The 12,175-nt window shown below is 71.0% G+C and carries 10 protein-coding genes and 1 tRNA gene; 4 read left to right on the top strand and 7 right to left on the bottom strand.

From position 1 onward, the window contains the following. Positions 1-89 precede the first annotated feature (89 nt). The 4 genes from Q0A33_RS12455 to Q0A33_RS12440 form a co-directional block, all read right to left on the bottom strand. Positions 90-1,631 carry an AMP-binding protein gene (locus Q0A33_RS12455; RefSeq protein WP_291797161.1) on the bottom strand — a complete coding sequence of 514 codons (1,542 nt, stop codon included), beginning with the start codon at positions 1,629-1,631 and terminating at the stop codon, positions 90-92. A gap of 290 nt (positions 1,632-1,921) precedes the next feature. After that, positions 1,922-2,012, bottom strand: a tRNA-Ser gene (locus tag Q0A33_RS12450). A gap of 63 nt (positions 2,013-2,075) precedes the next feature. Beyond that, positions 2,076-2,558, bottom strand: coding sequence for a tRNA adenosine(34) deaminase TadA (tadA, locus tag Q0A33_RS12445; RefSeq protein ID WP_291797158.1), 483 nt, complete (start codon positions 2,556-2,558; stop codon positions 2,076-2,078). 46 nt (positions 2,559-2,604) lie between these two features. Next, a complete protein-coding gene (locus Q0A33_RS12440) occupies positions 2,605-3,159 on the bottom strand; it encodes a tRNA adenosine deaminase-associated protein (RefSeq protein ID WP_291797155.1) in 555 nt (184 codons plus the stop codon). 71 nt (positions 3,160-3,230) lie between these two features. Here Q0A33_RS12440 and upp point away from each other — a divergent pair, with 71 nt between their 5' ends. The 3 genes from upp to Q0A33_RS12425 all read left to right on the top strand — a co-directional run bounded on the left by upp (position 3,231) and on the right by Q0A33_RS12425 (position 6,130). Beyond that, positions 3,231-3,866 (top strand): uracil phosphoribosyltransferase, encoded by a 636-nt coding sequence (upp, locus tag Q0A33_RS12435; protein ID WP_291797152.1) that lies wholly within the window; start codon positions 3,231-3,233, stop codon positions 3,864-3,866. Between the two features lie 273 nt (positions 3,867-4,139). Further along, positions 4,140-5,105 (top strand): winged helix-turn-helix domain-containing protein, encoded by a 966-nt coding sequence (locus Q0A33_RS12430; protein ID WP_291797148.1) that lies wholly within the window; start codon positions 4,140-4,142, stop codon positions 5,103-5,105. A gap of 104 nt (positions 5,106-5,209) precedes the next feature. After that, positions 5,210-6,130, top strand: a complete 921-nt coding sequence (locus Q0A33_RS12425) for an endonuclease/exonuclease/phosphatase family protein (RefSeq protein WP_291797145.1) — start codon at positions 5,210-5,212, stop codon at positions 6,128-6,130. Between the two features lie 210 nt (positions 6,131-6,340). Here Q0A33_RS12425 and Q0A33_RS12420 read toward each other — a convergent pair whose 3' ends face one another. From Q0A33_RS12420 to Q0A33_RS12410, 3 genes are all read right to left on the bottom strand, one after another. After that, complete coding sequence (locus Q0A33_RS12420; protein ID WP_291797142.1) at positions 6,341-7,564, bottom strand: MarP family serine protease; 1,224 nt, start codon at positions 7,562-7,564, stop codon at positions 6,341-6,343. Then, on the bottom strand, positions 7,561-8,778 hold the full coding sequence (locus Q0A33_RS12415; RefSeq protein ID WP_291797139.1) for a PrsW family intramembrane metalloprotease: 1,218 nt from the start codon (positions 8,776-8,778) through the stop codon (positions 7,561-7,563). Before Q0A33_RS12415 ends, Q0A33_RS12420 begins: the two co-directional genes overlap by 4 nt. Positions 8,779-9,402: 624 nt before the next feature. Next, a complete protein-coding gene (locus Q0A33_RS12410) occupies positions 9,403-10,878 on the bottom strand; it encodes a malate:quinone oxidoreductase (protein ID WP_291797136.1) in 1,476 nt (491 codons plus the stop codon). A gap of 277 nt (positions 10,879-11,155) precedes the next feature. On the opposite strand from Q0A33_RS12410, the gene Q0A33_RS12405 reads away from it, so the two are divergent. Next, positions 11,156-12,151: a hypothetical protein gene (locus tag Q0A33_RS12405; protein ID WP_291797133.1), complete on the top strand. Its 996-nt coding sequence runs from the start codon at positions 11,156-11,158 to the stop codon at positions 12,149-12,151. The last annotated feature ends 24 nt before the right edge of the window (positions 12,152-12,175 follow it).

The raw sequence follows: 12,175 nt of genomic DNA, 5'->3' as shown, positions 1-12,175 counted from the left end.
TGGCTCACGCGTCGCGCAGGGCCCGCGCCGCCCGCCCCGAGACGCACACGCCCCCGCGACGCTCCCCACGCCACGCTCCACGCCTCCGCTCAGCCGGCGTCGCCCTCACGCAGCAGGTAGCGCTGGATCTTGCCCGAGGCCGTCTTGGGCAGCGCCTCCACGAAGTGCACACGCCGAGGGCGGGCGTGAGCAGAGTACTGCTCCTTCACCAGCCGCGCGAGCTCGTCGCCCAGCTCCGCGGTCCCGCTGACGCCCGGCGCCAGGCCCACGAAGGCCTCGGCGATCTCTCCCCGGATCCCCTCCGGGTCCGGGCGTCCCACGACGGCCACGTCCACCACCGCGGGATGGGTGATGAGCACGCTCTCCACGTCGAACGGGCCGATCCGGTATCCGGCCATGAGGATGATGTCGTCATCCCGTGAGGTGAAACGGAAGTAGCCGTCCTCGTCGACGCTGCCCAGATCGCCCGTGAGGTACCACTCGCCGTCCTCGGAGTAGCGTTCGGCGGTCTTCTCCGGCGCGTCCCGGTACCCGGCGAACCAGAGCAGCGGGCTGTCCGTGCGGAAGGCGATCGCGTCGTCCACGATCCCCGCCTCGATCCCCGGCAGGGGCCTGCCCATGGAGCCGGGCCGGTTCTCCGTCTCCGCGTCCGGGTTCCAGTGCGCACAGATCATCATGCCCACCTCGGTCTGCCCGTAGTGGTCGCGCACGCAGGTGCCGAGCACGCGTTCGGCCCAGTCGGAGACGTCGGCGGTGAGGGGTTCGCCCGCGGACGAGGCCGCCCGCAGCCGCGCGGTCGTCTCCAGCCCGGACTTGGACAGCGCGCGGTAGACCGTGGGCGCCGAGGCGAAGCTCGTCACGCCGAACCGCTCCATGAGGCGGAAGGTGGACTCGGGAGAGAACTGCGCCGAGTGGAGGATGTTGGACCGCCCCAGCGCCAGCGGGCCCACGATGCCGTAGTAGAGGCCGTAGGCCCAGCCGGGATCGGCACCGTTCCAGAAGACGTCGTCGGCCCGGTGATCGAGGCTGATCTCATGGTAGGCGTGGAAGGCGGCGAGCGCCCGCACGGGCACCGGAACGCCCTTGGGCTTTCCCGTGGTGCCCGAGGTGTAGAGCTGGAGGAAAGGTGCGTCCGGACCCACTGCGACGGGTTCTGCGAGGGGCTCTGCGGCCTCGGCCGCGGCGAACTCGTCTCCCGTGACGAGCTGCGGCAGCCACTCCAGCGGATCCACCTTCTCCCGCTGACTCGGCTCCGTGACGACCAGCTTGGCCTTCGCCGCGCTCATGCGCATCTCCACGGCGCCCGTGGCGAACGCGGTGAAGAGGGGCACGTAGACGGCACCGAGGCGGGCGAGCGCGAGCAGCGTGACCGGCAGCTCCGGACGCTTGCTCAGCAGCACGCCCACGCAGTCGCCGAGGCCGATGCCCCGCGCCGCGAGCGAGGTGGCCAGCCGCGACGATCGCTCGCGCAGCTCGCCGTAGGTCATGGGCGAGGCATTGAGCTCGTCGTCGACGAATGTGAAGGCGACGGCTTCCGGGTCGTGGCGATCGCAGAGGAGGTGGGCGACGTTCGCCTGGTCCGCGGCGTAGACCGCGAGGAGATGGTCGACGTAGTCATGCGGGAGGGGCATGGGACCTTCTTCCCTTCGGGGATGCGGTTCCCTCTCACTGTTTCACGATGCCCGCCGTGCGCCGGCGGCGGTCCTCCAGGCGAGACCTGGAGGCGCTGCGGCGAACAGACCCGAGCCGGCGCTCTGGACGTTCCCGTCTGCTGACTCGCCGCCGAAACGGCACGAAAGCGGCGAATCAGCAGACGGGAACGATCCCGTGCCGCTTCATGTCTGTTCCGCCATTCGTACGGACACACGCCACGGCAGCCCGTCAAACGACGAAAACCCCCGGTGTCACCGGGGGTTTTCAATGGCGGTAGCGGTGGGATTTGAACCCACGGTACGGGGTTACCGTACACAACATTTCGAGTGTTGCACCTTCGGCCGCTCGGACACGCTACCGAGAAAAGAGTTTACACACCCCTCCCCGCGCGCCCAACTCGGAGGGACGCAGTGTGACGAGCGTCATCCGCGATGCGCGGCGAAGAAGTCCGTGAGCAGCTGCGCACAGTCCTCGGCGAGCACACCGGCGTAGACCTCGGGCCTGTGGAGAGCCGCGCGGTCCCGCGGCAGATCCCAGACGGACCCGCAGGCACCGGCCTTCTCGTCCCAGGCACCGAACACGATGCCGCCCACCCGCGCCGCGACGGCCGCACCGGCGCACATGGCACACGGTTCCAGCGTGACGACGAGGATCGCGTCCTCCAGCCGCCACCGGCCCACCGTCTGCGCGGCCGCACGCAGAGCCACCACCTCGGCGTGCCCGGTGGGGTCATGGACGGCCTCGCGGATGTTGTGCCCGAGGCCCAGCACAGTGCCGTCCGCACCGACGACCACCGCCCCCACGGGGATGTCGCCGGACTCCTGCGCGCTCCCGGCCACCGCGAGCGCCATGCGCATCCACGCCTCGTGCTCAGGACGCACAGCCAGCCCCGACGACGCCTCCACACCCATACGAACGCTCAGTCCACCGCTTCCTCGTACGTGCCCGCGGTCAGCGAGCAGCTTCCAGGACCTCGGCGAAGCCCGCCTTCTCACCCACGTGCGCCACGACGCGGGCGGGGTCGGAGGAATGCAGGCCGAGCTGCTCCAGCAGCTCGGCGGAGCCCACGCCGTCAGCGGCGAAGAGGTCCGGGTCGCCGCCCCACTCGGGCGCCTGCTCGAACTCGAGCATCTGCGGATCGTCGTCCTCGTCCTCGTCGTCCTCAGCGGCCTCGGAGTCGTCCTCGTCGTCCAGCTCCACCTCTTCGTCCTCGTACTCGTCCGCACGGGAGTCGAGGTAGTCAGCGAACAGCTCCGCGTAGGGGCTCTCACCGGCCGCCTCGATGTCGGAGACGAACACCACCGCATCGCCGTTCTCGATCCGGATGAACGCGAACCACTCGTCCTCGTGCTCGACGACGGCGAGCGCGGAGCCCTCCGCGGAACCGTCGCCGGCACCGTCGACCAGGTCGGTGAGGTCGGACAGGTCGGCCACGTCCTCGAGCTGGAGGTCGAGCGGACGGTAGCCGTCGTCCGTGCGGGCGAGCACTGCAGTGAAGTAAGCCATGCGTCCATTATGTGCCGCGGCACCGCCCGGCGCACTCCCCGGAAGCCCGTGCTCCGGTAGATTCCAGGATCATGGACCTCCACATCGCAGACCACCCGCTCATCGCCCACAAGCTCACGGTCCTCCGCGACCGGAGCACGGACTCCTCCCGCTTCCGCACCCTCGCGGACGAACTCGTCACCCTGCTCGCCTACGAGGCGACCAGGAACATCCGCACCACCTCGACGACCGTCACCACCCCCGTCGCCGAGGCCTCGGGCACCGTGCTCGCCTCACCCCGGCCGCTGGTGGTCCCGATCCTCCGTGCGGGGCTGGGCATGCTCGAAGGGATGCTCAAGATCCTCCCGACCGCCGAGGTGGGCTTCCTCGGGATGGTCCGCGACGAGGAGAGCCTCGAGGTCGACGCCTACGCAGAGCGTCTGCCGGCGGATCTCACCGGCCGGCAGGTGTTCGTGGTCGACCCCATGCTGGCCACCGGCGGCACCCTGGCGATGGCGATCGACTTCCTGCTGGAGCGCGGGGTCTCCGAGGTCACCGCGATCTGCCTGGTGAGCGCACCGGAGGGCGTCGAGGCCATCAGCACCAAGTACGAGGGGATCGCCGAGGTCACGGTCCACACCGCCGCCCTGGACGAGCGCCTCGACGCGAACGGCTATATCGTGCCCGGCCTGGGCGACGCGGGCGACAGGCTCTACGGCATCGTCTGAACCACCGCGTCACACTGCGTAATATTTCGTCATTGTTCTTCACGGAGACTTGGCAAGAGGTCTCCCGGTTAAGAAGAATGACGAACATGACGTACCTCTCCTCACGCAGGGAGAGCTGTTGCACACAGTCCTGTCGCACACAGCTCATGCCATGCGTTCGCGGCAGCCACTGACACTGCTGTACCGCCGCGAACGGATCCCCACAGCACCCCGCCGCCGTTCCGGCATCTGCGCCCGGCCCTGCAGGCCCCGCGCACCACAGGAGGAGAGACCATGACCGCAGCCGCACCTCAGCCCGAGGCGATCCACCCCCGCAGCGCCCGCGCCGCACGCCGAACCGGAGCCCGTTTGACACCCGTCGACCCGCAGTCCGCGCCGCGCACCTACGGCCCCGCCGGCGTCCACGCAGGCCCCCGCGCGGCCCGCGGCATCGTGCTCTACGTGGGCCTCGACGAGGCGAAGGCGGCAGCGGAGGGCACCAACCTCGCGGCGATCGCGCAGGCGCTCAAGGACCAGGTGAGCAGCCTCTCCAGCGCGGCGGAGACGCAGGCCATCATCGCGCTGGCACCGGAGGGGCTCGGCAGCGACATCGATGCCGTACGCGCCGTGGCCGTCGGCTCGCAGGCCGCCACCGGGTCCCCCGCCGGCCTGCACGGCCCCGTCCGCCAGCGCATCCCCAGCAGGGTCGCACCGCCCGTCACCCGGGAGCAGCTGGAGGACGCCCGGCAGAGCGGTGCCGCCGAGGCCGGCCGCACCCCGCTCTCCTCCGCACCGCACCAGCGCCGCCCGGCCTCCGCCGCAGCACCGTCCCCGCACGCAGCCGGCGGACACCTCGGCGGGGCCGCCGGAACGGACACCGGCTTCGCTCCCACCGAGCAACACGGAGTTCCCGGCCAGCAGTACGGCTACCCCGCCGCGGACGCTCCGCTGAGCATCGACATCCCGCGCCGCGAGGTCCACCTCCGCGGCTCGCAGGTGCCGGTGACCACCAAGGAGTTCGATCTCCTCGCCACCCTCGTCTCGCACTCCGGAGTGACGCTCACCCGCGAGGACCTCATCGACGCACTCTGGGGCACGGACGGCGAGCGTCCGGACGCCCGCACGGTCGACGTGCACATCCGCCGTCTGCGCAGGCGGCTGGGCGATCACTCCTCGATCATCCGCACGATGCGGGGCGCGGGGTACCGCTACGACGAGCACCCGGACGTCGCCGTGTGGCAGGCGCGCGCCAGCCGCTGAGGGAGCCCGCTCCCAGCGAGCCCGCACCTGCGGCTCCGGGCTCACAGGACCGCGTCCGCCGCCGCCCAGCATCGCCCCAGATGCGCGGCATAGACTCATCGGCGATGTCAGCCACACGCCGCTCCCCCACACGGGGAATCCTCGTCCTCACCTTCGGCATAGTCCTCGCCGCACTCCTCGCGATGCACTCGCTCCTCCCCACCACCTCGGGGATCGCCCTCATCGTGGAGACGATGCTGCCGTGGACCTGGATCCTCGTCGCGCTGCTCCTGCTCGTCGCACTCTTCCGCCTCTCCCTGCTGTCCATCGCGGGAGTAGTGGTCCCCGCCGTGGTGTGGGCCTCGATGTTCTGGCCCTACCTCCGGCCGGCCTCCGCCCCGGAGGACCCGGACCTCACCCTCGCGACGCAGAACGTGGGCGCCAAGCTCCCGCAGCCGTCCGCCACCGCGCTGAGCATCATCGACGAGGACCCCGACATCGTCGCGGTCCAGGAGATCGCCTCGCTCTCCGGGCAGATCATCGAGGACCAGATGGAGGGGCACTTCACCCACGGCGCGGTCGTGGACTCCCTCGGCGTCTGGTCCAAGTGGCCCATGTCCCAGCCGGAGGAGGTGGACATCGGCGTCTCCTGGCCCCGGGCGATCCGGACCACCGTCCACACAGACTCCGGCGATGTGCGCGTCTACGTCGTCCATATCCCGTCCGTGCGGCCGGGCATGGAGTCCGCGCGCAACATCGCGCTCGGCAAGCTCGCCGACGCCGTGAGCAGCGACCCCGCCGAACGCGTGATCGTCGCCGGCGATCTCAACACCGCCGCCTCGGACAGGAACTTCAGCACCATCGGCGAGGACCTCGAGGACTCCCGCGAGGCCGTGGGCGGCGGGTTCGGCTTCACCTGGCCGGGGGTCTTCCCCGTCACCCGCCTGGACCACGTCCTCAGCAGAGGCCTCGACCCCGTGGGCGACGAGGTGCTGGGCCGCGGTACGAGCGACCACCGCGCGATCCTCGCCTCCTACGACTTCTGACGCCGCTTCATCGTCCGGACGCCCGCTTCTCACAACGTCGGCACCCGCTTGGTCGCGCGGACGCCCGCTTCTCTCCGCGAAGAAGCGGGCGTCCACGCGAAGAAGCGGGTGTGCGCATGGGATGCAGCGGCACGGCGCGCCTACGCACGGCGCGCGCCGGCCATATACAGGGCCGCAGCCCGCAACTCACGCCACCCCGCAGCGCATGCCTCAGCCGGAGGCGCAGGACCCGGCCGAGACGGCCTCGGCCTCCGCTTCTCCCGCGCCGTCCGCTCCCGCTGCGCTCCTGCCCTCGGCCAGCGCGGACTCCATCTCCACGAGGGTGAGGGCGTATCCGGTCTCGTCGTCGGCCGCGGACTTGGCGAAGACCATGCCCACGACCCGCCCGTCCGCGTCCAGCAGCGGGCCGCCGGAGTTGCCGTGACGCACCACCGCGCGGAGCGCGTAGACCTCGCGGACCACGTCCTCCTCGTCGTAGATGTCGAGGCCGCGGGCCCGCAGCGGCTCCCTCACCCGCGCCGGAGAGATGGTGAAGGGACCGTTCTCCGGGAAACCCACGAGCACGGCATCGGAGTCCGCCTGCAGCGGCTCTCCGAGGTCCAGGGGCTCCGCGCCCAGGCCGGGCACCCGCAGGACGGCGATGTCACGCCGCTCGTCGAAGACCACCACCTCCGCGCGGTAGGGCGCACCGCGGCCGGCGATCTGGACGATCCGGTCCGTGGAGCCGGCGACCACGTGGGCATTCGTCACCACGAGCTCCTCGCCGAGCGCCCACCCGCTGCCCGACTGCGGCGCCGGGCACTGCGTCGCCGTGGTCGTCACGCGCACCGTCTGCTCCTCGGCCTCCCGGCCCACCTCGATCATCGCCGGGTCCGGCTCCCCGGCCGTGCGGATCTGCTCCGGCTGACCGGAGAACACCTGTGGGAAGCCGTTGGCGGCGAGGACGTCGGAGAGGGCGCCCAGGGCCTCGGCGGACGTCACCGGCATGGTCCGGTCCAGCGCGCTGACGACGGCGGACTCCGCGACCGCGCGATTCACGGACAGCAGCGGCGTGGTGCGAGCCAGCCCGGCGCCCATCCACACGACGAGGGCGAAGGCGAGGACGAAGGTGAGGGCGCCTCCCACGGCGTCGGCACCGCGCCCCACCCTGCCGCGGATGGACTCGCGCAGAAGCGTCCCCACCCATCCGCCGATCCCGGCCGCGAGGAAGCCCAGCACCACGGGCAGCCCCAGGACCAGGCTGCCCGAGGTGTCCGCCGACATCAGGCCGTGCTCCGTGACGAGGTCCGCCAGCGCCGGCCCGGTGAGCCTGCCGACGACGGCACCCACCACGAAGCCCACCAGCGTGCTCGCGCCCGCCAGCAGCCCCGCGGCCCAGCCCGCGGCGGCGATGAGCGCGGCGAAAACCAGCAGCGCGATGTCGAAGACCGTCACCGGACGGCGAGCCCCATCGCGGCGAGCATGCCGTTGCGGTGGATCGTGAGCTGTTTGAGGAGGTACACCTCGTACTCCCTCTCCGCGTCACCGCCCACGTTGGCCTCCACACGGGCGCGCACGGCCGGCAGCGTCGCCGCGATGCGGATCATCTGCTTCATGTGCATCCGCGCCGGTCCCGGACGCGCCCAGCGCCTGCCGTCACGGCGACCGCGCCAGGTGCCGAGCATCTGCGCCTCCTCCTGCGTGAGCCAGCCCGCGCCCGCGTAGCGCTGCAGGGACTCGCGGGTGGTCGTGGTCTCCCGGTGCCAGAGCACCACCATGGTGGTCCACCAGCCGCCCGCGATGACGACGGAGAGGCCGAGCATCACCGCGAGGCCGCCGAGGCCCGAACCCAGCACCGTCGAGGTGCCGTTCCAGATGCCGTGCAGGATCATGCCGCAGATGAGGCCCGGGATCCACATGAGCGCGGTCATCCACCAGGTGCCCCGGCGGGCGGCGAAGCCGATCGAGAGGCCCGCGAGCGCGGAGAAGCTGGAGTGCAGCAGCGGGCTCATCACGCAGCGGACCACGAAGGTCGCGATGAGGCCGCCCGTCTGAGCCTCCGCGTACGCGCCGCCCAGGTAGAGGAGGTTCTCCGTGAAGGCGAAGCCCGCACCCACGAGCGAGCCGTACATCATGCCGTCCAGCGGGCCCTCGAAGTGCCGGCGGGCCAGCAGGACGATGGCGACGAGGAAGACCGTCTTGGCGGTCTCCTCGAAGATCGGTGCCATCACGACCGCGCCCACGACGTCGCCGCTGAGGTCGATGCCCACCGCGCCGGCGGCGTAGATGGTGGGGATCTGGAAGGCGAAGGTGAGCACCACGGAGGCCACGCCGCCCCACAGCACGCACAGTGCCAGCAGGACGAGCGGCTGCGGTTTCCACCTGTCGAACAGGAGCACGGTCGCGACGATCCCCAGCAGGGGGATGCCGGAGAGGAGGACGATGAGCACGCCCACGCCGTTGAACTGGAACGACGCGAACAGCAGGATGAGCAGCATGCCCAGTCCCAGCACCACCAGCCCGCCGATCCCCACGATCAGCAGGACGAGGTTCTGCGTCTGCTTGGGGTCGCGGCTGGTCTGCCGCACTGCGAAGTGCTGCGTCCACGCGCCCTGCGCCGCCGTGACGGGTGCCCGCACGGGCCGGGGGTGCATGCCGCCGGGCGGCATACCGCCAGGGTGCATACCTGCGGCCTGGACACCTCCGGCCGGCGCCCCGTGGCCGAGGCCGGGGTGAGCGCCGGCAGGTGCTCCGTATCCGGGCTGTGCAGCTGCGTACGGACCCGGGGCCCGGTGATCCACAGGCGCTCCGGGGCCCACGGGCGCTCCCGGGCCGGGCCGGGCGTAGGGCGGCTGGCCGTATCCGGGCCCGCCCGAGGGCGCAACGCCGGGAGCGGGACGGCCGGGGCCCTGGGGGTGCGGCCTCGGCGTGCGCGGGTCGTGCTGCCCGTGACTCATCTGGGGTCCTCTGGGTGTGTGCGGGGCTGCCGGAGGCAGCTGCGGTCTCTGCCGGCCGGCGGTGGACGGGCGCTCCGCGCCGGATCCGCCCACCGGCTGGTCATCCGCGCACCAGTCTACGGAAGCCGCCTCTCCGCTCGCCCTGAACTCCGTGACAGTCCTGCATCATTCCCTGCCCCAGCGGAGCTCCGCCGCATCACCGGCCGCCGCGTACGGTGCCGCCTTCCCGCCCGAGGACGGCGACGCCCCCGTGAGCACGACGCTCACGGGGGCGGAGGACCGGTGCAGCGCACCGCACGCGGTGAAGCCGCACGACATACGCGGTGAGACCGCGGATCAGCCGATCTGGAGGGTGCCTGCCGTGTACTCGGAGATCTCCTTGAGCAGGGCCGGATCCTCATGGAGCTTGCGGCCCAGCGAGGGGACCATGTCCTTGAGCCGGGACTCCCAGCCGGTGTACTGCTGCGGGAAGCAGCGCTGCAGGAGGCCCAGCATGATCGGCACGGCGGTGGAGGCGCCCGGGGAAGCGCCCAGCAGCGCTGCGATGGAGCCGTCGGCGGCGGAGACGACCTCGGTGCCGAAGGCGAGCACGCCGCCCTTGTTCCCGTCCTTCTTCATCGTCTGCACGCGCTGGCCGGCGGTGATGAGCTCCCACTTGGAGGGGTCGACCTCGGGAGTGAAGTCCTCGAGCGCGGCGAAGCGCTGCTTCTTCGTCGCCGCGAGCTCGCCCAGCAGGTAGGTGACGAGGTCGAAGTTGTCCTTGGCGACGTTGAGCATGGTGGGCAGGTTGCTGCCGCGCACGCTGAACGGCAGGTCCGTGAACCTGCCCTGCTTGAGGAACTTGGGCGAGAAGCCCGCATAGGGACCGAACAGGAGGTGCTGGTTGCCGTCGATCACGCGCGTGTCCAGGTGGGGCACGGACATGGGCGGCGCGCCCACGGCGGCCTGGCCGTAGACCTTGGCGTGGTGGCGTGCCACGAGGTCCGGGTCGCTCGTCTTGAGGAACATGCCGGAGATGGGGAAGCCGCCGTAGCCGCGTCCCTCCGCGATCCCGGACTTCTGCAGGAGCTGCAGGGCACCGCCGCCGGCGCCGATGAACACGAAGCGGGCGTTGACCTCGAAGGTCTCGTGCGACTGGAGGTCCTTGACGGTGACCTTCCAGCCGTCCGCGGAGCGCTCGAGGTCCGTGACGGTGTGGCCGGTGCGGACCTGCACGCCCTTGCTGTCCATGTGCGTGAGGAGCTGGCGGCTGAGCGAACCGAAGTCCACGTCCGTGCCCTTCTCCACCTTGGACACGGCGTTGACCTGGCCCGGTCCGCGGTTCTCGAACATGAGCGGCAGCCATTCGGCCTGCGTCGCCTGGTCGTCCGTGTACTCCATGTCCGCGAAGAGCGGGTTCTTCACCATGGTCTCGTAGCGATTGCGGATGTACCGCTTCCCCTTCTCGCCGCGACCGTAGGAGATGTGGGGAACCTGGTTGATGAAGGTCGTGGGGTCGTCGAGGACGCCCTCCTTCACGAGGAACGACCAGTACTGGCGCGACTGGTGGAACTGCTCGTTGATGTTCACAGCCTTAGTGATGTCGATGTCGCCGTTCGCGTCTTCCGGCGAGTAGTTGAGCTCACAGAGCGCTGCGTGGCCGGTGCCTGCGTTGTTCCACGCCTGCGAGCTCTCGCGGGCGACGTAGTCGAGCTTCTCGTAGACACGGATGTCCCAGTCCGGCTGCAGATCGACGAGCAGCGAGCCCAGGGTCGCGCTCATGATGCCGCCGCCGATCAGCACTACGTCGGCGTTCTCCTTGGTGTACGTCATCGAAACCTCGTCTGTTCGTCGCGTTCGCGATCTGTGGATATCGCACCTGGCGCGCAGCCTCACCGGCGCTGCGCACAACGCTTCGACTCTACTCCTGCCCCTCCCCTGAGGTGAAAACGCAGGTGCCGCGCACAATGCCGGAGATGCGCACCCGCGGTCACAACCGGCACTCCCGGAACACTCACTCTGCGCACCTGATCCTGTGGACGCCGAGGCCGCCATCCACAGGAAGCGCAGAGGGGTTCCTGCGGCGACCGTCCCGCACTGGAATGGCCGCATGACCGCACAGAGCAGCGCCGCCGAGCGCACACAGAGATCCGCCCACCGCCGCCTCCCGCGGGAGACCGGGGCCGGCACCCGCACCGCCGTGAGCGCACTGGCGGCCCTGGCGCTGCTGGGTGCCGCTCCCCTGGGAACAGCACAGGCGGCTGCCGCTCAGGCCGCTGCCGCGGGCCCGGCCGTCGAAGCGTCGTCTGCGAAGTCGTCCGGGGCGACGGGGACCGAGGCCGGCGCGAGCGCCGCTGCAGGGTCCGAGCGCGGGGGTCCGGTCTCGGCGGGTGCCGACGGCCCGATCCTGTCGTCTGCGCTCACGGCCTCGGAGGAGTCCGCACCTCGGCTGACAGGTGCGGCGTCCGTCCTGGGCCCGGGCATGTGGCACGAGACGAAGGAGGGGAAGACCTGGTACGGCGCGTACCGGACCTTCCCCGGCGGCTTCGCCTACTGCGTCGACGCCGGCCTCCGCACTCCGCGGCCCGAGCACTTCCCCACAGCGGCACCGGCGGCGGTGCTCACCTCTCCGGAGACGGCCTGGGCGGTCTCGGAGCATCACACCTCCGACTCCCCGGACGTCCAGGCGGCGCTCTCCGCACTGGTGAAGTTCGACGCCGAGATCCCGCACCGCCATGCGATCTCCCCGCGTCATCCGCGTGAGCTGGGCAGCGACTTCCGCGGTGCCGCCGACTCCTACCGCAGCATCGAGAAGGAGGCCGCGGCGGCCGCGGGCCCGTACACCCTGACAGTGGAGATCGGGCTGCCGGAGGGCGGGGAGTCCACCGGCACGGCAACGGTCTCCCTGCTCAGCGCGGCAGGGGAGCATCTCAGCGGTCACAGGGTGGACCTCGACACGGAGGGCGCCGCCCCCGCTGACACGCATCTCACCCCGGGGGACGCGCCCACGGTCGGGGAACTCACGGACCTGGAGGCCGGGACGGTCACCGTGTCCGCGGAGGCCCGTGAGCTCCCGGCGACCACGCTCCGTCTCCACCGCCCCTAGGGGAAGGGCACCGAACGCGTGCAG

The organism is Brevibacterium sp. (assembly GCF_022712115.1).
Lineage (GTDB): Bacteria > Actinomycetota > Actinomycetes > Actinomycetales > Brevibacteriaceae > Brevibacterium > Brevibacterium salitolerans.
The sequence above is the reverse complement of the archived record's forward strand: the minus strand, read 5'-3'. Positions and strand labels throughout refer to the sequence as shown.

Excerpts from the sequence above, each read along its gene's own strand:
- Q0A33_RS12455 (WP_291797161.1), bottom strand. The coding sequence starts at position 1,631 with ATGCCCCTCCCGCATGACTACGTCGACCATCTCCTCGCGGTCTACGCC.
- Q0A33_RS12440 (WP_291797155.1), bottom strand. The coding sequence starts at position 3,159 with ATGGCTTACTTCACTGCAGTGCTCGCCCGCACGGACGACGGCTACCGT.
- upp (WP_291797152.1), top strand. The coding sequence starts at position 3,231 with ATGGACCTCCACATCGCAGACCACCCGCTCATCGCCCACAAGCTCACG.
- Q0A33_RS12430 (WP_291797148.1), top strand. The coding sequence starts at position 4,140 with ATGACCGCAGCCGCACCTCAGCCCGAGGCGATCCACCCCCGCAGCGCC.
- Q0A33_RS12425 (WP_291797145.1), top strand. The coding sequence starts at position 5,210 with ATGTCAGCCACACGCCGCTCCCCCACACGGGGAATCCTCGTCCTCACC.
- Q0A33_RS12415 (WP_291797139.1), bottom strand. The coding sequence starts at position 8,778 with ATGCCGCCCGGCGGCATGCACCCCCGGCCCGTGCGGGCACCCGTCACG.
- Q0A33_RS12410 (WP_291797136.1), bottom strand. The coding sequence starts at position 10,878 with ATGACGTACACCAAGGAGAACGCCGACGTAGTGCTGATCGGCGGCGGC.
- Q0A33_RS12405 (WP_291797133.1), top strand. The coding sequence starts at position 11,156 with ATGACCGCACAGAGCAGCGCCGCCGAGCGCACACAGAGATCCGCCCAC.